This window comes from Halobacteriovorax sp. RT-2-4 (assembly GCF_047085445.1).
In the GTDB taxonomy this organism is placed as follows: domain Bacteria; phylum Bdellovibrionota; class Bacteriovoracia; order Bacteriovoracales; family Bacteriovoracaceae; genus Halobacteriovorax_A.
Window position 1 is genome coordinate 34,470 of sequence record NZ_JBKIXY010000002.1, and the last position, 23,279, is coordinate 57,748.

At 37.1% G+C, this 23,279-nt stretch carries 19 protein-coding genes; 8 read left to right on the plus strand and 11 right to left on the minus strand.

Annotated elements, in window-relative coordinates; all coding sequences use genetic code 11:
• Window positions 1–22 precede the first annotated feature (22 nt).
• The 4 genes from ACMAYL_RS10560 to adeD all read right to left on the minus strand — a co-directional run bounded on the left by ACMAYL_RS10560 (window position 23) and on the right by adeD (window position 7,770).
• Window positions 23–3,184, minus strand: coding sequence for a coiled-coil domain-containing protein (locus tag ACMAYL_RS10560; RefSeq protein WP_412471073.1), 3,162 nt, complete (start codon window positions 3,182–3,184; stop codon window positions 23–25).
• A gap of 180 nt (window positions 3,185–3,364) precedes the next feature.
• Entirely contained in the window at window positions 3,365–5,416 is a 2,052-nt protein-coding gene (locus ACMAYL_RS10565; RefSeq protein ID WP_392992317.1) for a thiamine pyrophosphate-dependent enzyme, read from the minus strand.
• Window positions 5,417–5,513: 97 nt separating this feature from the next.
• Window positions 5,514–6,020, minus strand: a complete 507-nt coding sequence (locus ACMAYL_RS10570) for a hypothetical protein (protein ID WP_103219044.1) — start codon at window positions 6,018–6,020, stop codon at window positions 5,514–5,516.
• On the minus strand, window positions 6,007–7,770 hold the full coding sequence (gene adeD, locus ACMAYL_RS10575; RefSeq protein ID WP_103219045.1) for an adenine deaminase: 1,764 nt from the start codon (window positions 7,768–7,770) through the stop codon (window positions 6,007–6,009). Before adeD ends, ACMAYL_RS10570 begins: the two co-directional genes overlap by 14 nt.
• 58 nt (window positions 7,771–7,828) lie before the next feature.
• On the opposite strand from adeD, the gene fbaA reads away from it, so the two are divergent.
• From fbaA to ACMAYL_RS10590, 3 genes are all read left to right on the plus strand, one after another.
• Window positions 7,829–8,854, plus strand: coding sequence for a class II fructose-bisphosphate aldolase (gene fbaA, locus ACMAYL_RS10580; protein ID WP_103219046.1), 1,026 nt, complete (start codon window positions 7,829–7,831; stop codon window positions 8,852–8,854).
• Between the two features lie 94 nt (window positions 8,855–8,948).
• Window positions 8,949–9,881, plus strand: coding sequence for a TIGR01777 family oxidoreductase (locus tag ACMAYL_RS10585; RefSeq protein WP_412471074.1), 933 nt, complete (start codon window positions 8,949–8,951; stop codon window positions 9,879–9,881).
• 49 nt (window positions 9,882–9,930) lie between these two features.
• A complete protein-coding gene (locus ACMAYL_RS10590; RefSeq protein ID WP_103219048.1) occupies window positions 9,931–10,701 on the plus strand; it encodes a sulfite exporter TauE/SafE family protein in 771 nt (256 codons plus the stop codon).
• Here ACMAYL_RS10590 and ACMAYL_RS10595 read toward each other — a convergent pair.
• Window positions 10,688–11,200, minus strand: coding sequence for a hypothetical protein (locus tag ACMAYL_RS10595; protein WP_392992324.1), 513 nt, complete (start codon window positions 11,198–11,200; stop codon window positions 10,688–10,690). The two genes, ACMAYL_RS10590 and ACMAYL_RS10595, sit on opposite strands and share 14 nt — an antisense overlap.
• 185 nt (window positions 11,201–11,385) lie before the next feature.
• Between ACMAYL_RS10595 and ACMAYL_RS10600 the strand changes: the two genes are divergently transcribed.
• A complete protein-coding gene (locus ACMAYL_RS10600) occupies window positions 11,386–11,571 on the plus strand; it encodes a hypothetical protein (RefSeq protein ID WP_412470059.1) in 186 nt (61 codons plus the stop codon).
• 10 nt (window positions 11,572–11,581) lie between these two features.
• On the opposite strand, the gene ACMAYL_RS10605 is transcribed toward ACMAYL_RS10600, so the two are convergent.
• The gene (locus ACMAYL_RS10605) at window positions 11,582–12,367 is read right to left on the minus strand and encodes a nitroreductase family protein (RefSeq protein ID WP_412471075.1); all 786 of its coding nucleotides are present in this window, start codon (window positions 12,365–12,367) and stop codon (window positions 11,582–11,584) included.
• Window positions 12,368–12,386: 19 nt separating this feature from the next.
• Window positions 12,387–15,002 (minus strand): aminopeptidase N, encoded by a 2,616-nt coding sequence (gene pepN / locus ACMAYL_RS10610; RefSeq protein ID WP_412471076.1) that lies wholly within the window; start codon window positions 15,000–15,002, stop codon window positions 12,387–12,389.
• A gap of 139 nt (window positions 15,003–15,141) precedes the next feature.
• Between pepN and ACMAYL_RS10615 the strand changes: the two genes are divergently transcribed.
• Window positions 15,142–15,873 (plus strand): PilZ domain-containing protein, encoded by a 732-nt coding sequence (locus ACMAYL_RS10615; RefSeq protein ID WP_103219053.1) that lies wholly within the window; start codon window positions 15,142–15,144, stop codon window positions 15,871–15,873.
• On the opposite strand, the gene ACMAYL_RS10620 is transcribed toward ACMAYL_RS10615, so the two are convergent.
• Window positions 15,839–16,777 carry a hypothetical protein gene (locus tag ACMAYL_RS10620; protein WP_412471077.1) on the minus strand — a complete coding sequence of 313 codons (939 nt, stop codon included), beginning with the start codon at window positions 16,775–16,777 and terminating at the stop codon, window positions 15,839–15,841. The genes ACMAYL_RS10615 and ACMAYL_RS10620 overlap by 35 nt on opposite strands.
• A 137-nt stretch (window positions 16,778–16,914) precedes the next feature.
• On the opposite strand from ACMAYL_RS10620, the gene spt reads away from it, so the two are divergent.
• Genes spt through ACMAYL_RS10635 form a run of 3 tightly spaced genes read left to right on the plus strand, consistent with a single transcriptional unit; the run spans window position 16,915 to window position 20,249 of the window.
• Window positions 16,915–18,123 carry a serine palmitoyltransferase gene (gene spt, locus ACMAYL_RS10625; protein WP_103219055.1) on the plus strand — a complete coding sequence of 403 codons (1,209 nt, stop codon included), beginning with the start codon at window positions 16,915–16,917 and terminating at the stop codon, window positions 18,121–18,123.
• 24 nt (window positions 18,124–18,147) lie between these two features.
• Window positions 18,148–19,275, plus strand: coding sequence for an N-acetyltransferase (locus ACMAYL_RS10630; protein ID WP_103219056.1), 1,128 nt, complete (start codon window positions 18,148–18,150; stop codon window positions 19,273–19,275).
• On the plus strand, window positions 19,275–20,249 hold the full coding sequence (locus ACMAYL_RS10635) for an NAD-dependent epimerase/dehydratase family protein (protein ID WP_103219057.1): 975 nt from the start codon (window positions 19,275–19,277) through the stop codon (window positions 20,247–20,249). The genes ACMAYL_RS10630 and ACMAYL_RS10635 overlap by 1 nt, the downstream gene beginning before the upstream one ends.
• Window position 20,250: 1 nt before the next feature.
• On the opposite strand, the gene ACMAYL_RS10640 is transcribed toward ACMAYL_RS10635, so the two are convergent.
• The 3 genes from ACMAYL_RS10640 to ACMAYL_RS10650 all read right to left on the minus strand — a co-directional run bounded on the left by ACMAYL_RS10640 (window position 20,251) and on the right by ACMAYL_RS10650 (window position 23,279).
• Window positions 20,251–20,859: a sterol desaturase family protein gene (locus tag ACMAYL_RS10640; RefSeq protein ID WP_103219058.1), complete on the minus strand. Its 609-nt coding sequence runs from the start codon at window positions 20,857–20,859 to the stop codon at window positions 20,251–20,253.
• Window positions 20,860–21,234: 375 nt separating this feature from the next.
• A complete protein-coding gene (locus ACMAYL_RS10645; protein ID WP_103219059.1) occupies window positions 21,235–22,314 on the minus strand; it encodes a metallophosphoesterase in 1,080 nt (359 codons plus the stop codon).
• A gap of 2 nt (window positions 22,315–22,316) precedes the next feature.
• Window positions 22,317–23,279 carry a GGDEF domain-containing protein gene (locus ACMAYL_RS10650; protein ID WP_103219060.1) on the minus strand — a complete coding sequence of 321 codons (963 nt, stop codon included), beginning with the start codon at window positions 23,277–23,279 and terminating at the stop codon, window positions 22,317–22,319.

A 23,279-nucleotide genomic window follows, 5' to 3' on the forward strand; every position in this document is an offset into this window, starting at 1 on the left:
CCTGCATAATGCAGGCTTTTTCTTAATTTGCTTTCATATAATCATAATCAATAGTAAATTTCACCGATTCTATCTTTGTATCAGTTTTAGGAATCGAGGTATTTATGAATCTAACACGATACTCTCCTAAAACAGAAGGTCGGGCATAAAACGGTACAACCTCGTCATTTGTAAGGTTTTTACCTAGAAGTGCTTCAAGGAATTTAAAATTAAGCTTTGAAGGCTCCTTAGGAAAATGCTCTCCAGATTTAGTGTTAACTGTTACTCCCCAGCTATACTCTTTCTCTTGTGCGAGCTTATATAGAACACCATTCTTTTCGATAATGTGATCAGCACCATGTTCAACAACTAAATCAAAAGTAGGAACTTTTTGACCGTTATCATAACTAGTATATTCTGTTTCGATTTTAAGGTTTCTAAATTTTAAGTTCTCTTTACCAGCAAAAAGTGATTTTATCTCAAAGAAATTAATATAAATATCCTTTCCATCATTTAAAGCTTCAATTTCTTTTTCCTTCAAATAATATGGAAAGCTACTATTTATAATTTCATCTTGAGCTAGAGAATCAACAGATTTACGAAAAACTTGCGATAATATTCTTTGATTCATTCTAAAGTAGTCTTCTAAGTCAGCTTTACTACCAACCTCACTTTCCTTAATATCATCTTCCATTTTCTTTATAATTGTATCTAGAGAATCGTAAAAGCCTATCTTTTCACCACTCATTAATCGGTATTGATAAGAATTATAAAGGTCATAATTATAAGAAAGGAGTCTATATTTTGCATCCTCTATAATATTCTTGAAATCTTGGCTTAAAATATATTTACTTTCATTTAGTAACAAATACTTTTCATCTGAAATTTTCGAAATTTTATTAAAACCTTCATTAATTCCAATAATGATATCTGAAATCTGAGAGTTGATGAATCTAACTTTTTCAGAAACAAGTTTTCTTTTTTCAATAAGCTCTCTTACAATTCGAGTAACCTCATTAAACATAGGGTCAGTTTTTTGAATCTTTTGAATCTCCTTCTCTACTTCATCCTTCGGGAAAGTAATTTTCTTATAATCTTCAATCTCTTCCATCGTTTGTTTGACAATAGGTTTAGCGAAATCAGTAACATCTTTAAGATATTTTGCTAGAACTTTTTTACGCTCTTCTCTTTTTCCTTCTACTTTAGAAGCCTTATCTAACTCAGCTTTAAGTGTACTATACTTAATCTTTTTAAAACCCTCATTCCAGTTATTCTTTGATTTAACCATGTCTTCATTTACTTCTTTTACAGATTTATAAAGACTATAAGAATTTTTTAAAGACTCTGTAATTGATGTTGCGTTAACTCCTTTATCAATAAATGTAGCAAGTGCACCTGTTGCAATACCGAGAGCTGGTTGCCCAATCGGAATAACCGAAGCAACAGCAGCAACAGATTTAACCGCCTTTAGAAATTTGATTTTACTTCTTCTATCATCGACATTTCTTCTCGCTCGCTCTTCGATCATATTTTGGAGACGATCGATCTCCTTCTTAAAGGTTTCTTCATATCCACGTAACTGTGAAACCTCTTTATTCAAAGCAGGTATTTGTTTTACAAGATCAGGAATAAGGTTATTACTACTTTCCAAGTCGTTATAAATACTATCTTGAAGTTGACTTAAAAGTTTTAATCTTTCTTCAGTGCTAACTTTTTTATTCTTATCAAGTGTCGCATAGTAAATGATTTCTAGAGAGTTTAATAATTCCTGTTTATAAACTTCAGTTGAAACCTCAAGACCAATAATTGGTACCGTATTGATTTGTTTATTAAAGTAGTTATGACCAATTTTAAGTTTTTGTAGATTTGTAAATATTGATAAACATAGATTCGTACGCTCAACATCGTCTTCGTCGATCTCTTGGCAGTATATAGCAAGTCCAGAAAAATACTCATATGCTTCATCAAAATAGTTACCTAAGTACAGATCTTTTCCATACTTGATTGCTCTTTCTAAATAACTATTTGTAATCCAACCATATTTATTAATGCTATCTTCGATAAATTCAATATTTCCGATATTTCCAAAATGAATTGTTGCCTTAGGTGACTTAACAGGTTGACCATCTATAAACTCTTTCTTAGTCGTTTTGTTAACCTTATCATTATGCCACCAAATATGATAAGCAGGGTTTGGCTTTCCAGCAGAACCACCAATATAGTCTGGAGCATCCTTACCTGTTGCTCCACCATTATTTATAATTAATTCTTTAGCAAGCGATACTGTACTTATAAAATTTCCACCGTTTCCACCGACACCAGCACTTCCACCAGGAATTGCATCTTCACCATCTGAAGGCCATACTTTATGCCCTATCTCTTTTTCTAGTTTAAAGTAACCATTACTCTTTACAAGTGTTGAAGGTCCACCTCTTTGACCTGGCCTAGGCCCAATTACAACATACTTATATATTTCCTTGTAAAGAACTCCTCCTCCTTGATCAATATTAGAATGATCTTCTCCATCATCACCATCCTTACCTAATCCAGCATCTTGTCCTTTTCCCCCAACAAGATTGAAGACAGCTCTTTTTGGTCCTTGAATCTCTAACTTTGCAATATTTAGATGAATATTACCGGCATTAGCTCCGGCCTTGCCATCTGTATAGACTTTAGCTCCATCAGAAATGAATGATGGTGTTGTTGAAATTTGTCCAGTAGGACCAATAATGAGTTTCTCAGCATTGATTGTAATATTAGTCGAAGGTAGCCAAATTTTAGAATTAATTACAATTTCTTTTGCATCAATAATCAACTCTTTCAAATCGTATTGATTACTTAAATAATCATCAAACTTATTTCCATCATCGATAATTAATTTAATGCCGCTTAAGCGAGCAAATTTTAAACCTTCCTTAAATTGAGTGTGGTTTAGCTCATTTTCACTAGTTATTCTTTGATAAGAAAAATCTGAATACCGTTCATCAGTGATATTTCGATCATCAAATCTTTTGTTAATAAATGGAGCCGCATTAATCGCATGAATCATTGGTTGTAGCTGTACATCTCCACGAGAAGTGGAAGAAGTAGGATCTGAAGTAACATCGCCAATTTCGCTGTTTTCGATATTATTAGTGATATGCTGAATATTTTTATCACCACAAGAAATGAATAGTAGTATAACCACGATAAAAACCGGTCTCACGTATGCTCCTTAATAATTAATTTGTGAAAATGTACAACACCAAGAGATGTACATCCAACAAATTCTACCCAACTAAAAAATTTACATTTATAAAGTGAAATAAAACAACGTGATTTTAAGTGGTTATATAAAAAGCCGGACTTTAATCCGGCTTTTATATTTCGAAAAGTATATAGAATTTTAGTAGTTTAATACTTTAAGAGCAGCTTCTACAACACGGTCTGTGTTTGGAAGAACTGCTTTTTCAAGGATTCTGTTGAAACCAACTGGAGTGAAAGTCGAACCAACACGTTGAACTGGAGCATCTAGAAGCTCAAACCCTTTGTCGTTGATCATGGCAGCAACTTCACCACCAAATCCACCAAATACCTTATCTTCGTGAACAACTAGTGCTCTATTTGTTTTCTTGATTGAAGCAAGAACACCTTCTTCATCTAGAGGAGCAATTGATCTAAGGTCAACAACTTCTACGCTATAACCTTGAGCTGCAAGTTTCTCTGCTGCTTCAAGTGAGTGGTGTACTGTGTTTCCGTAAGTAATAATTGAAAGATCAGTTCCTTCACGTCTTACACGACACTTACCAAATGGAACTTCAAAGTCTTCTGGTACAACAGTCATTGCTTGTTTTGCGTTATATAGAGACTTTGGCTCTAGGTATAGAGTTGGCCCTTCACTTCTCATTGCAGTTCTTAGAAGACCAGCAGCATCGTCAGCGAAAGCTGGGCATACGATACGTACACCAGGAATACCTGCTAAGTTACCTTCAAGGTTTTGAGAGTGGTAAAGTCCACCACCGATATATCCACCAGAAGCAAGTCTGATTAGGATATTAGGTGCAAATGCTCCGTTTGATCTCCAGTAATCGTGAGAACACTCTACGTATTGCTCCATTGCTGGCCAGAAGTAGTCAGCGAATTCAGCACCTTCAACAACAACTCTGATGTCTTTGTTGAAACGTGAGAAACCATTTGCAGTTCCTAAGATATAGTCTTCAGCGATTGGACCGTTAAATACTCTGTCCTTACCAAATTCTTGTTGCATACCTTTTGAAACGTTAAAGATACCACCTTTATCTTTGTTGGCCATATCTTGCCCCCAAATGAAAGTATCTGGGTTATGTCTAAATTCTTTCTTAAGTTGACCATTGATTGCATCGATGAACTTCACCTCTTCACCAGACTCATTGTGAGTACCGTCAACATACTTCGTTGGAACGTGTGGCTCAGGAAGTACGAAGTCATAGATTGACTCAGGAGTTGGGTTTGGAGCTTTCATTGCTTTCTTGTGAGCTTCAAGTAGCTCAACTTTTGCAGCTGCATCGATTTCATCTAGCTCTGCTTCAGTGAAGATCTTGTTAGCAACAAGTTCTTTTCTAAATGCTACTAATGGATCTTGAGCTGCCGCTTCTGCTCTTTCTTCTTCTGAACGATAAAGCTCGTGCTTATCAGAGTTAGAGTGAGAGTGAATACGTACACAACGAGCGTGAACAATTACAGGCTCTTGTTGAGTTGCTGCAATTTCTCTTGCAGTTGCCATCGCGTTCATTGAATCAAAGATATCTTTTCCATCACAGTGAATGATGTGAAGGTTTAGGAAACCTGTAAAGTTATCAGCAACGTACTCGTTTGCTGTTTGATCACATTTTGGAACAGAAATACCGTATCCATTATCTTGGAATACAAATACAACTGGAAGCTTCTCGCGAGATGCACCGTTGATCGCTTCATAACAGTAACCTTCAGAAACTGAAGACTCACCTTGTGAAGAGTAAACAACACCATCATGCTTATAACGGTTGAATGCTCTTGCAGTACCTACAGCGTGTAGCGTGTGGTTACCTGTACAAGAAGATACGTTATGAATATTCCACTCTGGCTTTGCAAAGTGGTTAGACATGTGACGTCCACCAGAAGCAAGGTCAGTGGCTTTTGAAATACCATTTAAAAGAATTTCTTCTGCAGTTAAACCTGCCGAGAATGCAGTTAGCATGTCACGGTAGTATGGGAATAAGTGGTCTTTTCCTAATTCGAAAGTTTGACCAATTGCTAGTTGGATTCCATCGTGTCCTGCATATGGAGCGTGGTAAGACCAACCAATCGCTTGCTTAAGATAGTTTGGCGCACGATCATCTAACATACGTCCAAGACTTAGTAGCTCATACCACTGCTTAAGTGTTGCTTTATCTGTGTTTTTCCAAGTGTACTTTTTCTTAGGCTTAAGAACAGTTGCCATTATCAACCTCGTATTTTCATCTAGTTATAAATCTTAAGTGAAACGGAATTTAACCATAATTTAACGGAATTGGAAAGAAATAGTGGCGCTGTCGTAACTAAAGACAATACTTTTTATGACCACTCGCGCAAGCGTATTCTTGGTATTTCTTTGAAAGTGCTGGAGAATCAGATTCTATCAATTCTCCAAGTTTTCCACAGGCCAGCATACTACCACCGCGACCTTGCCGGCAGGCCTTATTTAAAAGGCTTTTGTAATCATCTTTAGGCAATAATTTTTTCTTGATCTGGCTTAACTCATAGCAAGATGACGCATCATTAATCTCACAAAGTCGTTCAATATATTTCAACTCTAGCTGTTTTTTATTGTCTAACTTTGCCAGTTTTCTACCATCGAGACAGGCCTGAAGTTGACGACTTTGAGAAAAATCGTCACGGAAACATACCGTATGAGCATCACCTCTTAGTTTATCTTGTTCAACTTGAGTAACCCTCTTTTGTAAAAGCCCCATGATTGGATCAAGAAATAAGGCAATCACCCCCACAGTGATTGTAAGAAATAGCCACCCAGGAATTGCTTCAATTAACTGACTAAGCTTCTTCACATTTTAAATCAATGAATTCAAATTTTGTCACATCAACTAATCCCATGTCTGTTATTTTAAGAGTTGGAATAACAGGCAGAGCTAAGAAGGCCATTTGAATAAAAGGCTCACTTACCGCAACTTCAATTTCTTTACATGCGACCTTAAGTCTTATGATCCCCTCATTGATTGTTTCAGCAGACTCTAAACTAAGAAGACCTGCAATTGGAAGCGCAAGAGATGCAGTGACTCTCCCCTTATCCACAACACAGAAGCCACCAGCATTTTCAATAACTTCATTAGCAGCTGTTGCAATATCTTGAGGCGTCTTTCCAATAACGACAATATTGTGAGAGTCGTGAGCAACACTTGAAGCAATCGCTCCACGAGTTAGCCCCATACCTTTAACAAGGCCCAAACTAGGCTTGCGATTTTGTCCGTATCTTTCAATAACTGTTATAAATGAAATATCATCTTGCTCAAATTCTTCACCATCAAATTTTACTTTTAAGTGATTTGTGATGATTTCATCTTTTACAATTTCCATCACGTTATATGTTCCTGGTGTCAGGTCATAATTAAAATCAGTAGGTGCTAAGAAATTTCTCTTAATCGTATTTTCTTTTGGCGGCTGAGACTTTTCTAATTTCTCATTAACCTTTGCAGGTAAATCAAGCTCACTTACAAGCTTACCTTTTTTAAATACTTCCTTCACATCAACGTCTTCAAGTTTTCCAACAAGAACGATATCAGCTTGTTTACCAGGAGCAATCAGACCTAGTTTCTTTAAACCAAAGTGTTTGGCGGCCGAGAAGCTTGATAGCCTATAAGCAATGTGTGCAGGTGTTCCAAGCTCATTAATCATTTTCTTGATCATATAGTTAATATGACCTTCATTAAAAATTTCATATGGGTTTCTATCATCAGTACATAGTAGACACTGACAAGAGTTAAACTCGTTAACAACTGGGGCCAGAGTTTTTAAGTTCTTGGCAACAGATCCCTCACGAATAATAAGTCCCATACCTTTTTGAAGTTTTTCTTTTGCTTCATCTGCAAAGATTGTCTCGTGACAATTTTGAATTCCTGCTGCGATATAAGCATTAAGCTGTTTCCCACGAAGCATTGGCGAGTGCCCGTCAAGATTAAGCTCTGCAAACTCTTCAACTTTTTCAAGTACACCTTCCACACCATTGATGACACCTGGAAAATTCATCATTTCAGCAAGGCCAAGAACACGAGGATGCTCCTTATATTTTTTCATATCAATGATATCAAATTGACCACCGTTTGTTTCAAAGCCAGGAAGAGCAGGAATACACGAACTCACCTGAACAAAGAGGTTTTGATCCATCAGTTCACTACATCTTAGAAACCAAGAAAAACCACGATCACCCATAACATTAGTAATCTCATGTGGATCACAAATGGCAGTAGTTGTTCCAAGAGGAAGAGTTAGCCTTTCAAATTCAAATGGGTGCATCATTGAAGATTCAACATGAAGGTGGCCGTCAATAAAGCCAGGAACCGCTGTCGCTCCACCAGCGTCATAAATACGCTTAGCAGGCTGCTCATCGTATTCCTTACCAATTCCTGCAATAGTTTTTCCAGAGATGGCAATTGAGCTCTCAACCACTTCCCCATTAACAAGATCTAAAATCTTTACATTTTTAATAAGTAAATCAATCTCACCATCGCCGCGAGCAGTCTTCAAAACCTCTCTTAATTCTTGTGGTGATAATTTTTGTGTTTCCTTATTTGCAAGTGACATCTTTGACCTCTATAATGTTGTGGAATCTTAATCCTACTATAACTAAAAGGAGCACTGGATGCCAATAGCTACTTATGAACAATACTGCGATATGTTAGATAGCGCTAAAAAAGGCGGATACGCATATCCGGCCATTAACGTAACATCTACTTCAACAGCAAATGCTGCCATCAAGGCCTTCGCTGACATGAAATCAGATGGAATTATCCAAGTTTCAACTGGAGGTGGTTCATTTGCTTCAGGCCAGGCCCTGAAAGATGAAGTCCTAGGTGCAATCTCTCTAGCTCAACACGTTCACCTTGTTGCTGCAAAGTACGATGTACTTATTGCTCTACATACTGACCACTGTCACCCAGAAAAAGTTGATAGCTTTTTAATTCCTCTTATTGAAGAAACAGAAAAAAGAAGAGCTCAAGGTCAACCAAACCTTTTCCACTCACATATGTTTGATGGTTCAGTTCTACCAACTGCTGAAAATATTGAAATGAGTAAGAAGCTTTTAGAGAGATGTGCTAAGAGTGAAATTATTCTTGAAATTGAAACAGGTGTTGTTGGTGGTGAAGAAGATGGTGTTAATAATGAAGATGCACCAGCAGATAAATTATACACAACACCAGAGGAGATGGTTGAAGTAACAAAAGCACTTCGCCCTCTTGGTAAGTTTATGTATGCGGCCACTTTTGGTAACGTTCACGGCGTCTATAAGCCAGGTAACGTAAAGCTTCGTCCACAAGTTTTAAAAGACGGACAAGCTGCTGTTACGGCTGAGCTTGGAGCAGATGCAGAAAACTGGCTAGTTTTCCACGGTGGTTCAGGAAGTGAGCTATCTGAAATTCACGAAACACTAAACTATGGTGTTGTAAAAATGAATATCGACACTGACACTCAATATGCATACTCTCGTCCAGTAGTTGATCACATGTTCAAGCACTACGATGAGATGCTAAAGATCGAAGGTGAAGTTGGAAACAAGAAACAATACGATCCTAGAACTTGGATGAAAAAAGCTGAAAACGCAATGACTGAACGTATTGCACAAGCTTGTCGTGACTTAAAGTCAGATGGAAAGTCGATCAACCTTTAATTAAAAAATTCTAAAGAGTGGGGATTACGAAACTCGTGGTACCCACTCATACTTCATTAATAAATTCTTCACAATTCATCCATATACTAAAAATATGAAAGTATTAATTAGTGGTGGTTCAGGTTTTATTGGCACAAATTTAACACAATCTTTGCTTGAACACGGCCACGAGGAAGTGCGCATACTCACACGCGATATTTCAAATAAACAAAGCAATGAGCAAGTAAAGTATTACAAGTGGGATGTGGAAAAAGGCGAAATGGATATGGCAGCCCTTATGGGGGTAGATGCCGTCATTAACCTTGCTGGTGAAAATATCGCAGACTCCCGTTGGAGCGAAGAAAAGAAAGACAAGATCTATAACTCACGTATCAACGCGACAAACTTACTTCACGACAAATTAAAACAGCTTGGAACAAGAGGACTCCCTCTGCCGAAAAAATTTGTTAGTACTTCGGCAATTGGTATTTACGGCGACCGCTCCGATGAAGAGCTCACAAGTGACAGCAGTATCAGCGGTGATTTTTTGGCCGAAGTCTGTCAGCACTGGGAGTCCAGCGCACTAAGAATTCAAAACCTAGAAATTGATGTCAAAATTATCAGAGTTGGAATTGTTCTTTCAAGTGAAGGAGGTGCACTTGCAAAAATGCTCCCCGCATTTAACTTAGGTCTTGCAGGACGCATTGGCGACGGTCATCAGTACATGAGCTGGATTCACATTAGAGACCTTTGTGACCTTTACTGCTTCTTAATCGAACATGACACCGAAAAACAAGTCATAAACGGAGTAGCACCTAACCCAATTGAAAATATTGATTTCACACAAACACTGGGAAGAGTTCTTCACCGTCCTACTTTTATTCCGCTGCCAGAATTTGCAGCTAAAACAATTTTTGGTGAAATGTCTCAGATTATGCTCGCAAGTCAAAAAGTTTCATGTGAAGAGAATAAGGCCTGTGGCTTTGAGTACTCATTTAATTTTCTTGAGGCTGCTCTAAGAGATACCCTAAAGAACCATAGCGAATAATTTTCATCCTCTACTATCTTTCTATTTCAAAAAGAGAGATAATCTCCGAATGGAAGATTTCACATTAGTTCAAGCTCTCATTATTTTTACTCTCATTACTTTCGCAGGATTTATCGACTCCATGGCCGGAGGTGGTGGCCTAATAACAATCCCTACTTATATTGCAACAGGTGTCCCTGCTCACCTTCTGCTTGGTACGAATAAATGTGTTTCATGTATTTCAAAATCACTTTCAATCATTCGCTATGTGAAGCGTGGCAAGATTGACTTTAAATTTATTCTACCTCCAACAATTGCAACTTTTAGTGCTTCTTTAATTGGTGCCCAACTTAGCACTATCCTTGAGTCAAAGCACATGGTCTATATTTTAATCTTAATCATTCCAATCATCTTCTTTATGAACCATCTAAAGAAGAAAAGAGAATTAATGGATCACTCTCCACTTGAAAAGATGCAGGTTCTTTTTCGCTCAGTTCTTATTGGACTAGTCATTGGTGGTTATGATGGCTTCTTCGGCCCAGGAACCGGAACATTTCTTATCATCTCAATGATGTTCTTTCTTCATTTCGACATACTTGATGCCTCACCTCATGCGGCATTTATGAACTACGTAAGTAATATTGCGGCCTTTATTACGTTCTTAATCAAGGGTGCTATTATGTGGAAGATTGTTGCAATCGCCCTGCCGGCAGGACTTCTTGGGAATTACCTCGGCTCAAGCCAAGTTATTAATGGCAATAAGGCCACAGTCACAACAGCATTTAATGTTGTTCTTGTGGGCCTTTTATTTAAGTCTATTTACGATATTAGTACGATGTAGGACAAGAAACTTTTCTAAGTTTAAAAGTGAAAGCGCGATCGATATTGCGAGCTTGAGATTTTAGTTCAACACTTCCCTCAAAGAAAGCTCCAACTTTATTAATTGAAAGCTTTAGGCGGTGATCAACTTTCTCATACATCTCTTTTTGCGAACGATACATATAAATATCCTCATCAACCTCATAGCTTAGCGAATTCTCACTCCAAGAATATTCACCTAGGTCTTGGAAGAGAATAATTGGTGAATACGAGTAATACACATCATCTCTTACACCAGTAAAGAAATTGAAAACATTGATTGGCTCAATACGATTAGTCTCAACATTTTTATAAGTTCGAGAAAAGCTATAATCTTCATAAGTGGTAAGATTTCTCTCATAATCAGGTCCATGTGGAACAGACTGCTGATTATGTTCAATTGTTTCAAAACATCCGTATAGCTCTTGAGGAGTGATTGCAAATAGGTTTACTGTAACAAGTAAGCTTAATAAGTATTTCATGTGAAAATCCTTTTCATTTTTATAACTTAGCTACCATTTTAGGTGACAATTAAATTATGAGCAAATAAGCAAAACTTACATCAATAAGAAAATTTAAAGATGTAACAAATCACAAGAACTTTACAAGGCGCTGACTTCGTTCAACTTAGAGGCAGATAGAATGAGAATGTACTAAGGATGTGTATATGAAATATTTTTCAATTCTTACTCTTTGCCTATTATTGACGAATCCTAATAATGAATTGAGAGGACAAGGGGGAAATTCAATTAAGAACAAAAGCAAACAGGCCAACTTTATTTCTCGAATTCGACTGAATACAAGAAGAGGCCTTCTTTATTATCCATTCATTCCACGCTACATGATCGCATAGTGCTTAATGCTTAATGCTTAATGATGAAATCTTCTTTTGGAAATCTAAACTGTGGGCCGTAAACGCCTTTACTAGAACGCTTTCCTACTCCAAGTACCATTGTGACATGATCCTTGCATCCAAGACCTAATAGCTTCTTTACGCGTTTAGCATCAAAGCCTTCCATTGGAAGCGTGTCATAACCTTGAGCGCGAATTGATAGCATGATATTTTCACAGGCAAGTGCCGTTGTCTTATGTGCCCAAGTTCTAAGCTCAGATGGAAACATTGGCTCACGAAAGATCACTTGGAATAGGCCAATTGTATTATAGAACGCCCATTTAAGAGGTGAAAAAATACCAAAAGGTCCCATATAACCATAGGCCATTGGGGCGATCTTTGAATAGTACGCTTTTACGGCCTTAGGAACTTCAATGCCATCTTTCTTTGAGGAAGCTTCAAGAGAAGCAAGCATGCGCTCACAATTCCTCTTCCAAGTGCCAGTCTTTGCCACACAGACAATTAGATGCTTGGCTGTTTTGGCACCATTTTGACCAAAACAAAGTTTTGCAAGTTCTGATCTCTTATCTTCAGATTTAACCCAGTGAAACTCCCAAGGTTGAAGATTAGATGAATTTGGTGCAAGCAGACCGTGCTCAATTGCCTTTTGAACAACCTCATCCGGAACTTCTTCATCACCAAAGACACGAACAGAGCGGCGTGAAGAGACAACTTTTTCGAATTCTTTAAAATCAATTTCCGGAGCAACTTCCGTATAATTTAATTCAAGTTCTTCAGTAAAAATATTATCACTCACGCCAGTCTCCCTTCGTTAACTATGAATTTAAAGTTTTAGATAGTTTTTCAAAAACATTCTTCGAAGTCTTTTCGTCATTAACGATTGCTTCAAGCTCAAGACGTGCAATCTCTTTAAGATCAGCTGGCATCTTACGGTAATCGTTAAATGCACCAGCAAGTCGAGAACCTGATTGAGGGTTAATTGCATCAACCTTTCTAATCATTTCAGCAATGAACTTAAGTCCACGTCCACTTTCGTGATTGAATTGAACTTTATTACGAGCAAATGTTCCAATTAGTGACGATACTAAGTTTGGTACATTCATATCAAAGACTTCATCTTTCATTAACTCTTGTACGCGATCAAAAGTTGAGTCATCACTTGAACTTGCCTGAACACTTAGCCACTTTTGCATAACAAGAGTTTGATCTTTAAAACGTGTATAGAACTCTTGTAAAGACTCAGCAGCACCAGGAAGCTTTTCGTGAACGATAACAGCTAGAGAGTTCATCATATCAGTCATATTTGTCGCAGTTTCAAAACACTTACGAGCAAGAGCTTGGTGTCCATCAATTTTAGCAAGACAACTAAGAGTAAAGCCTCTTAACCTTCTCTCACCCATTGCCTTAGCATCTACCTTGAATTCTCTTTCCGTACTAAGATCATTGTAAATAGCAACTAGATCTTGTTCATAAGTACTCGCAAGTAGCGTATATAACTTTTCTCTTGCTTCATCGATAGCGCGATAATCTGGGATAGTAATTGTTGAAGCAATATCAGTCATTGATGGAAGCCCAAGACATACGGCCTTAAACTCTTCATCAATATTTTGATCCTTAAGGATTGCCCCCCATGCTTGAATAAAATTCTCATCAACTTGGTAATTTGAATCACTAAGAAGTGCATGGATATTTTTAAGAGCAAGTGCTTGTCCCGCTTCATAACGATTGAAATCGTCATTATCATTTGCCATTAAGAAAATGAAGTCTCCATCTGTTAGATCCGATCGCAGAACAACAGGTGCACTGAAGTTTCTATTTAGAGATGCTACTGGTCTTTCTGTGATATTTTCAAATACGAATACTTCTGAATCTTTTTTAATATGAAGAAGTCCTCTTCCAAGATCAGCTTGATCGTCTCTATTTTTCAGAGCAAGCTTCATATCAACACCTTTGCTATCAAGAAGTCCGATAACAAATGGCATATGGAATGGCTCTTTTGTTGGCTGCCCTGGAGTTGCAGGCGTTGATTGATTTACAGTTAGAGTAAATTCATTTGCCGCTTCATCGTAACTAGTCGTTACATCAAGAACAGGTGTTCCCGCTTGATCATACCATCTTCTAAATTGAGAGAAATCGTAATTATCATTGGCGACACTCATTGCATTTGTGAAATCTGCTGTCGTTACCGCTTGCCCATCATATAGCTCAAAATACTTATCCATACCACGTTGGAAACCTTCTTCTCCAAGTAGTGTGTGATACATACGAATGACTTCTGAACCTTTTTCATAAATAGTCATGGTATAGAAGTTATTCATTTCAATGTATGACTTTGGCTGAATTGGGTGTGACTGCGGGCCAGCATCTTCAGGGAACTGAGCTGCTCTAAGATTAATAACGTCGTTAATACGACAAACTGATCTTGAGTTTAGATCTGCAGAGAACTCTTGGTCTCTAAATACAGTAAGACCTTCTTTAAGAGTTAGCTGGAACCAATCACGACAAGTTACACGATTTCCTGTCCAGTTGTGGAAGTACTCGTGTCCAACTACTGATTCAATACCAAAGAAGTTATGATCTTCTGCTGTCTCTTTTGAAGCAAGAACGTAAGCAGAGTTAAAGATATTTAAACCTTTGTTCTCCATTGCACCCATATTGAATGAGTCAACGGCAACAATCATATAGATATCAAGATCGTACTCAAGTCTAAATCTATCTTCATCCCACTTCATTGACTTCTTAAGTGATTCCATTGCATGGTGAGACTTATCTTCATTTCCTTTATCAACAAAAACCTGAAGCTTAACTTCACGGCCTGACTTTGTTGTAAATGTATCTTCAATTAGAGCAAGATCTCCAGCGACAAGAGCATAAAGGTATGCAGGCTTTGCAAAAGGATCATTCCACACAGCAAAGTGCTTCCCACCTTCTAGATCGCCTTGTTCAATTAGGTTTCCGTTAGATAGTAGAAATGGGTATGCTGCTTTGTCTGCAACGATCTTAGTTGTAAAAATGCTTAAATTATCTGGACGGTCGATAAAGTAAGTAATTCTTCTAAATCCTTCAGGCTCATTTTGCGTACAAAACATTCCACCTGATTTATATAAACCATCAAGAGCAGTGTTGGCCTTTGGGTTAATTTCATTGTGAATCTCAAGAGTGAACTTTTCTGTTGGAAGTGCACTAAGAGTTAAGATCTCTTTTTCTTCGTTGTAGTTTTTAAATTCTTCGCCGTTAACTTTTACAGATTTTAGAATTAATTCTTCACCATTAAGTTCAAGTGTCTGACCGCTTAATGGGACAATTTCCATCGTTGAATATACTTGAGTTTTTGTATCATCTAAATGGAATTCAAGATTAACTGTCTCGATTTTGTGAGTTGGCGCTTGATAATCCGCCAAATACTTGACCACAGGAGTTTCGCTTTTCATATATACCTCGTTATTTCCTATAATTTTGAGTATTTATTTGTAGAATTTGCCACAATTTGAACTGAATGAAAACTTTGATTAGAATATATTTAATATTAAACACTTAAATTAATTTAGAGATTATTAAAGTGAGAACTTGATGGATGCGAATAAGAAATTTTATTTCTCAGAAATTCCCTTTGAAGAGAAGATAAGTTTTTTAAAAAGGGCCCTAAGCGATGGATTAATCATTGAAATCTGGCGCAAAGGACAAGAAAAAGATAAAGTCGAAAGCTTCAAAATTAAATCTTTTGATGAAAGTGAACTCGAATTCACTCTAGACTTTGACGCAAGCCTAATTGCGAAATTGGCAGGTTCAAAAAACAAGGACAATGAAGTTCTTCTAAAAATTAAGTTTAAATCAGTTATTTTATTTTCGAGTTCATACCTAAGCTTCATTGCGGCAGAAGAAGTTTATAAGCTTAAAGTTGATCGTCCCGTCTATAAGAGTCAGCAACGATCTAACTACCGCTTGCATGCAAATGCTTACATCCCTATTCAGATTAAAATCGAAGAAGATGTCTTTGATTGCAACGATATCTCGGCCGGTGGAATTAGCTTTAACTGCCCAAAAGACTTCGCTGACAAATTCAAGAAAGAATCTATTTTTGATAATGCAACGGTAAGACTTGCGTCGAAACGATTTGAAATTCCACAAGTAAAAATTGCAGCGACTTGGCCAATTGAAAATAATGAAGAAACACCAATGGGGATTGGTATCGCCTTTATGAATATGGACAAAGAAGTCGAAGAAGATCTTGTGCTTTCAATTAATTCAGAGGCCCGCGGAGAAGAGCTTAGGAAGCAGGCGGCAATGAAGAAAGGCACTTAGAGCTTTTATTTTCTTTTAAATTCAATTCTTTGAAGTAAGTATCTAACTCAATTTGTTTGAGAATATCTTTTAATACCCTCTCATTACCTTTAGAAAAGTAATCCTTGAAAGCAAGAATTGTTTCAAGCTTAGGGCACCCGATTGGCATACTAAGAATGAAGGCATTAATATCTTCTTGCTTAATGCCCTCAGTGAGAAAGCGCTTATAATTTCTATCGTGCCAGGCCTCGAGGTAGCGGGCCAGATAAACAGATATTCCAGTTTTATGTGAATCAATTTTAAAGAAGTTTTTTGCAACAAAATCCTTGAGATCTTCATGATTCGGAATGGCACTTATCAAGGCACCAAGATCTTTGTAAGCAATGCTGCCTTGATCTTTTTCAAGTAAGTGGATAAACATTCTCAAGTCTCCCGATTTCTCAAACCAAGGCCTAGGAAGCTTGATGGCCATGAGATAGAAAGACTTTTTGGCCTTGTCAGAATTTGTAGCATTAACTAATTTTAAAAATTTTCCTCTAAGATTTTGGAAATAATCATAGCACTTATAGTGATGGCAATTGGCCATTGCCGCTAAGTACATTTCGACTTGAACAGTGCTCATCTCCCCTTCTTCAAGTGAAAGATGAGAGCAGCCGCCAACAGAAATAAGCTTGCCACAAATATAGTAGATATCATCTCCATAATGAACGTGATACCTTTTGAACTCTTTCTTTGAACGATTTAAAATACTTACAAGTGAACTTCGGTATTCAATAGGCCCATTTAGAGAGCTAAGGATTTCTTTTCGATCACAAAAAGTATTTAAATCACAAGGAGGTTTCCAATCAGAAACTTCAATTTGTGTTTTTTCATCTTGAATATTCTGCTGCTCACACGAAGCAAAAACAGTTAAGATAATAAACATGATGCATGTTTTAAAAGTGAATAATTTAAGTACCATAGGCGCTGTCACTGTGCGTATAATTTGTTGACTTGTCAACTCAATCTAGCTAAATTCAAGCTTACCTCTATTATTAATACAATTCGAATGAGATGTGAAATATGGCACTAAAATTTTCTAGCGCAGCTGACCGCTTGATGGACATGGCAGCAATGCTAAAATCTAAAGATCTTTATCCTTTTTTCCGCCAAATTGGTGACTCAGAAGGAACGATAGTAAAGATTGATGGAAAAGATCAAATCATGATCGGTTCAAATAACTACCTAGGCCTAACACATCACCCTCACGTAAAAGAAGCGGCCATTAAGGCCATTGAAAAATATGGAACTGGTTGTACAGGATCTCGTTTCTTAAACGGTAACCTAACAATTCACGAAGAACTTGAAGAAAAGCTAGCGCGCTACCTAGGACACGAAAAAGCTCTTATCTTCTCAACTGGTATGCAAACAAATCTTGGTGCTCTTTCTGCTATCTGTGGCCCAAGAGACTGTATGCTCTTTGATTCAGAAAATCATGCTTCAATTATCGATGCCTCTCGCCTAGCAATGGGAACGACATTTAAGTATCGCCACAACGATATGGAGTCTTTAGAGGAGCAACTTGAAGCAAATATTGATCGCTTCCAAAAAGTAATCATCGTTGCAGATGGTGTTTTCTCAATGACTGGTGATATTGCAAACCTACCAGAGATGGTTAGACTTGCTGAAAAGTATGGTGCTTATATTTACGTCGACGATGCTCACGGTATCGGTGTTATGGGAGAAAAAGGCGCTGGGACAATGAACCACTTTGGTGTAACTGATAAGGTTCACTTAAACATGGGAACATTCTCAAAGTCATTTGCTTCAATTGGTGGAGTTCTTTCAGGTGATGCTGAAACAATCAACTATGTAAAACACCTAGCAAGATCTTTCATGTTCTCTGCTTCAATGGCACCATCTGCTGTAGCAACTGTTTCGGCATGTATTGACGTTATTAACTCTGACGATACAATTCACGATCGCCTATGGGACAATGTTAAATTCATGAGAAATGGTTTCCAGGAAATCGGGTTCTATACATACAACTCCCAAACTCCTATTATTCCAATCTTTATTGGTGATGATGTTAAATCAATGCTTGTAACTAAATTTCTAGGTGAAAATGGAGTCTTTGCAACTCCAGTTGTACCACCGGCAGTTCCTAAGGGTGAAGCATTAATCAGAACAAGTTACATGGCCACTCACAACAAGAGTGAGCTAACAAAAGTTCTAGAAGTTTTTGCAAGAGCAAAGAAAGAGTTTGATATCCCTTCGACAATGGGACACTAATTATATTTTTAAGGAGATAAGTCTATGGCCATTTATATCGAAAAAGTTGATATCTTAAACGATAAAAAGGCCCGTAAAAGATTTATTGACGTCCAATTTAATATTTATAAAGAAGACAAGTATTGGGTTCCACAACTACGCATGGAACTCAATAAACTTTTTAATCAAAAACATCCTTTTTATCAAACAGCGCAAAGTGCCTTTTACATTGCAATTAAAGATGGAAAAGATGTGGGCCGAATCATGGCCATCAACAATCACAACTATAACCAGTTCCATAGCACACAAGAAGCTCACTGGGGATTCTTTGAGGCCATCGATGATATCGAAGTCTTTAAGTCTCTTTTCAATTGTGCAATGGAATGGGGAAAATCACTTGGCCTTGAGCGATTTATTGGGCCATTTAATCCATCAACAAATTATGAATGTGGAACACTGATTAAAGGTCATAATGAAATTCCAGTTCTCATGATGATGTACAATTATGAATACTATCATCAATACTTAAATGAGCTTGGTTTTACGAAAGCAAAAGATCTCCTGGCCTACCATATGAAGGCGGATTTCGAGATGCCGGAAGTAATCAGAAAGATTGCCTTAAGAGCGGAAGACAAGGCCAATATTACTTATCGTACAGTTTCTAAGAAAAATTGGGCGAAAGAAATTGATCTTATGTATAGTATCTACAATGATGCTTGGGAGCAGAACTGGGGCTTTGTTCCAATGACAAAGGATGAGTTCTACGCCATGGCAGCAGACCTTAAAACTGTTGCTGACGAAAAACTAATTCTCTTTGCCATGGTTAATGGTGAAGAAGCCGGTTTCATCGTGGCCCTTCCAGACTTCAATCAAGTCCTACATAAAATTCCAGATGGAAAGCTATTTCCAAAAGGTATTTTTCAAGTTCTTCGTGCACCAAAGCTTATAGATGGTGTTCGAGTTATTACGATGGGTGTGAAAAAGAAGTATCGTCTGTATGGACTTGAATCAATTCTTTATTACAGATGCCATGAGAATATTAAACAGTATAAAAAATATAAGAATGTAGAGATGAGCTGGATTCTAGAAGATAATATCAATATGAATAAACCACTCATTCGTATGAATGCTGTTCCTTACCGAACATATCGAATTTTTCAAAAAGAGTTATAATGAAAGTCTTAGTTACTGGTGCAACTGGTTTTGTCGGCTCACATCTTTGTGACAAATTAAATCAACAAGGACATGAGGTTTTCGCTCTTGTGAGAAATCCTCAAAAGGCTCAGTCTTTAAACTTACCTGGCGAATATATCCAAGGTAGCCTTGAAGAGGCCTCAATCAAATCATGGGTAAGCGACCTACCAAAAGACTTAGATTGCGTTATCCATACTGCGGGAATTGTTTCAGCAAAACACTCTCTTACTTTTGCAAAGACAAATCACATTGCCACAGAGAATTTAATAAATCGCTTAAAAGTAAAATTTGAAAATATTCATTTTATGCTAATTTCTTCACAAGCTGCGGCCGGTCCTTCATCGCAATTAGTTGATGAAAGCATCGAATGCTTACCTGTTTCGGCCTATGGTCACTCAAAGCTTGCTGCAGAGATTGCAGTCAGAGAACTTTCTCCAGAGAGTTGGAATACCACAATAATCCGACCTCCAATGGTGATAGGTCCACGTGACAGTGCCGTTTTAGATGTTTTCAAAATGGTTAAGGGGCGTATTGTTACAGGCCCAGGACTTAACTTTAGAACGAAGAAATATAGTGTCGTTAATGTTTTTGACCTAGTCGATGCAATCATTCTTTGTGCATCTCAAGAGCAAACAAAACAAGAAACTTATTTTGTAACTTCCGTAGATGAAGTAACTTTTGAAGAATTAATCAATGAAATTTCGAACGCTCTAGGAGTTCAAAAGGTTATGTTTATGGCATTACCAATTTGGCTACTAAGAATAGTTGCGGGAATTATCTACACTCTTCCAATTCACCTACCTCTTACTGGAGATAAGATCAATGAATTGGAGCAAGATGCTTGGCTTTGCAGTAACTCAAAGATTAAGGCACTTGGTTTTGTCCCTAATTATAATTTAAAGGACACAATTGAGATGACAGCGAAGGACTACAAAGAGCGTAAATGGCTCTAACTTAGTCTTCCTTAGGTCCTGTCACAGTTCTAAAAACATAATCCCATAATGGTGAGCTTACACCGTACTTAGCTTTCTCATGTCTAAAGTGATGCTGAAGATGAAATTTCTTTAAGTAGCGCCCCACCTTTCCACTCATTTTAAAGTGATGAGTTGCATAGTGAATATAGTCATAGCAAAGATAGCCTATTGTGAAGAAGGCCATAAAACCTGGCATATAAAAAGCTGGAATAAAAAGTGAAAAGAATAGCCAAATCAGCCCCATGATCAAGATCGCTGGCACAGGCGGCATAACAAGCCTTGTCGGATCATTAGGGTCATCATGATGTAGCCCATGAAACAAGAACACAAATCGCTCTGAAAGTGGCCCAATAGGCTTTAAATGGAAAACAAAACGATGAAGTAGATATTCTGTAAGAGTCCAAATAATTAAACCACTAACTGCACATAGAATCATTTGTAGATGAGTGTAACCAAGTTCAAAATATGAACGATAAATTAGAAAACCAATAAATGGCGCCCAAAGCACTAGTGGCACAATTGGATGAACATGGGTAAATGACTCAAGAATTGGATTTTTAAATATTCTAATTGATTCGTACTTTTTCACAACTTCTACCTGATTAAATATCCTCTATTTCTACCAAAAAAACTCGCTCAAGTCAGCTTTTAGCGACCTAAAATGTCCAGCTTTAACCCATATGAACGTGAATTCAAAAGTAATAAATTTTTGTGATGTCAGAAAGTAGAAAAACATATTTTATAGAGTGTGTAAATACCCTACTACAAGGGAGATAGAATAATGGACTAAGTTAATTTTTGCTGCGAGCTACTGTAAGAAAAAATCTCTTGTGGTTTCTGTAAAATCGAATAAACTTATTAATAAGCAGAGACAAAAAATTAAAGACACTTCGGCGTTTCGGGAAAGGACTTTTTAGGAACGTCGTTTTTTTTCAAAATCATCTCAATCAATCTTAATAATCATTTAACTCGTTCTAATTTCTTCAATATATGGTTTCCATTGGCCCATCCACTGATTCATGGACGCATTAACTAGTGAATTACTCTCTGGATGTACATTTACACTACAATAAGTAAGACTTAGCGTATCTTGGTGCTTTCCAGCATCAATCGATGGGATATTATTCCAAGTTCCAGTGTTGAAATAATAACGACCTTCTGGGAATCGCCTCCACTCTTGTAAATGGGTATGCCCCATAACAACAGTATGAATCGAGCTATCGCGATCAAGAATCCTTCTGGCCATGCGCTCATAGCGTGGATAAATTGTGATCTGTTGAAGAATTTTTAAGTTTGTTTTGAAATTCGAGTTCTGTCGTGTGTAATAATTTGAGTGAGTCTTAATGACATAGTTAATACACGTGATAAATAGACGCCAAAAGAATCTTGTATCATTAAAAAGACACCATTTAACATATGAAGACATAGGCCTTACTTTATCAATATAAGGACGCTCTTTTTTAAGCTTTGGTAGAACGTTAATGCAAAAAAGAGAACCCCACGGAAAGTTCAATATATCCTTGCCACCAGGTCCGCGAATAAATTGTTTTGCCTTTGGTACAGTGTTTACAGCTTCAAATCGATGCCCATGTTCAACGTGTAGGCCATTTTCTAAAAAAGTTTCAGTAAAGATAATATTATCACCACAGATTTTTGAAAACTTCTCTTGTGCACCTTTAAAAAGCATACCAACATCGTGATTTCCTACAACATAGACAACACGCTTATGTGGCGCTCTTAAAAACTTTTTAAGACCTGCAAAAAAACGAGGGTGTCCTTTAGCGATATCCTCAATCTGTTTAATAGTCATTGCCTCATCGACGACATGAGTGAAAACACCATCTGAATCGATTTGAATGAGATTTAAAATATCTCCATTCATGATGATTGTTACAGGTTTCGAATAATATTCATTCGTTGAAAAGTAGTCGCAAAATTCATAGAAGCGATTGTCTTCAAAGAAATCTTCTAAGATATTAAATTCACCGTTTTGCAGGTAACTACCTTTGCCTAAATGGAGATCAGATAAGATTAGATACTTCATATTTATGAGTCTGCAACACAGACCTTGCCACGTCCAGACTTTTTTGCTTCATACATCATTCTATCGGCCATTCCGATAATTTCATTACGTCCTGAAGCGTTAGTTGGGTAATTGGCAACACCAATTGAGACACTCAATTGGACATCTTCATCCTCATGAGTATTGATTTCAAGCTCTGCCTCTATTTTATAAACAGTAGACTTAACTCGACTAAGAATTCTTTGTCCGATCATCTTAGCATCTTCTAACGAAGAGTATGGAGCAAGAACGACAAACTCATCTCCCCCATAACGATAACAAAGATCATCCTCTCTTACAGTAGAACGAATTGTTTCTGCGACCTGCTGAAGTAAGCTTGTTCCAATCAAATGGCCATGGCCATCGTTGATACTTTTAAAGTAATCAATATCGATGAAGATAAGAGAGAATGAACGTTCTAGTGCATCATATTCTCTAATAGCAGCATCAATATCACTTTTAAATTTTCTTTGATTATAAAGACCTGTTACATCATCAACGTGAGCAAGGGCCTGTAGTCTTTGAAGTTCTTTTACTTGTAAAAGACTTCTAAACTTCGATTGAATATAGTTTTCTAATTGTCTAAAGATATCTGAAGGAAACTCTCCATTCAATACAAGATATAGACTTTGACTTCCATTGAAGCCGACCTCGACAAAGCGATACTTATCACCTTCTATTTCAAGATGAAGCTTTTGTGTCTTTAATGCACCCATTAGTTCTTGATAGACCTTACTTGGATACTCTTCAATAACTTTATTATTATAGAAATCTCTAATGATTGGATTTGAGGATTCATTATCTAACGTCGCAAAAACGAGTGGCGTTTTTGAATCAAACTCTGTCTTAATGAAATCGCGAAAAGACTTCAATACGATATTGAAATTATGCTCTTCAACATTTTGACAAATAAATTCTAAAAGTGCTTTATACTGTTTTTCCAACAT

Bases quoted from the DNA above. Each gene is read 5' to 3' on its own strand.
- ACMAYL_RS10565 (WP_392992317.1), bottom strand. From the start codon at position 5,416: ATGGCAACTGTTCTTAAGCCTAAGAAAAAGTACACTTGGAAAAACACA.
- adeD (WP_103219045.1), bottom strand. From the start codon at position 7,770: ATGTCACTTGCAAATAAGGAAACACAAAAATTATCACCACAAGAATTA.
- fbaA (WP_103219046.1), top strand. From the start codon at position 7,829: ATGCCAATAGCTACTTATGAACAATACTGCGATATGTTAGATAGCGCT.
- ACMAYL_RS10585 (WP_412471074.1), top strand. From the start codon at position 8,949: ATGAAAGTATTAATTAGTGGTGGTTCAGGTTTTATTGGCACAAATTTA.
- ACMAYL_RS10590 (WP_103219048.1), top strand. From the start codon at position 9,931: ATGGAAGATTTCACATTAGTTCAAGCTCTCATTATTTTTACTCTCATT.
- ACMAYL_RS10595 (WP_392992324.1), bottom strand. From the start codon at position 11,200: ATGAAATACTTATTAAGCTTACTTGTTACAGTAAACCTATTTGCAATC.
- ACMAYL_RS10600 (WP_412470059.1), top strand. From the start codon at position 11,386: ATGAAATATTTTTCAATTCTTACTCTTTGCCTATTATTGACGAATCCT.
- pepN (WP_412471076.1), bottom strand. From the start codon at position 15,002: ATGAAAAGCGAAACTCCTGTGGTCAAGTATTTGGCGGATTATCAAGCG.
- ACMAYL_RS10615 (WP_103219053.1), top strand. From the start codon at position 15,142: ATGGATGCGAATAAGAAATTTTATTTCTCAGAAATTCCCTTTGAAGAG.
- ACMAYL_RS10620 (WP_412471077.1), bottom strand. From the start codon at position 16,777: ATGTTTATTATCTTAACTGTTTTTGCTTCGTGTGAGCAGCAGAATATT.
- spt (WP_103219055.1), top strand. From the start codon at position 16,915: ATGGCACTAAAATTTTCTAGCGCAGCTGACCGCTTGATGGACATGGCA.
- ACMAYL_RS10630 (WP_103219056.1), top strand. From the start codon at position 18,148: ATGGCCATTTATATCGAAAAAGTTGATATCTTAAACGATAAAAAGGCC.
- ACMAYL_RS10635 (WP_103219057.1), top strand. From the start codon at position 19,275: ATGAAAGTCTTAGTTACTGGTGCAACTGGTTTTGTCGGCTCACATCTT.
- ACMAYL_RS10645 (WP_103219059.1), bottom strand. From the start codon at position 22,314: ATGAAGTATCTAATCTTATCTGATCTCCATTTAGGCAAAGGTAGTTAC.
- ACMAYL_RS10650 (WP_103219060.1), bottom strand. From the start codon at position 23,279: ATGTTGGAAAAACAGTATAAAGCACTTTTAGAATTTATTTGTCAAAAT.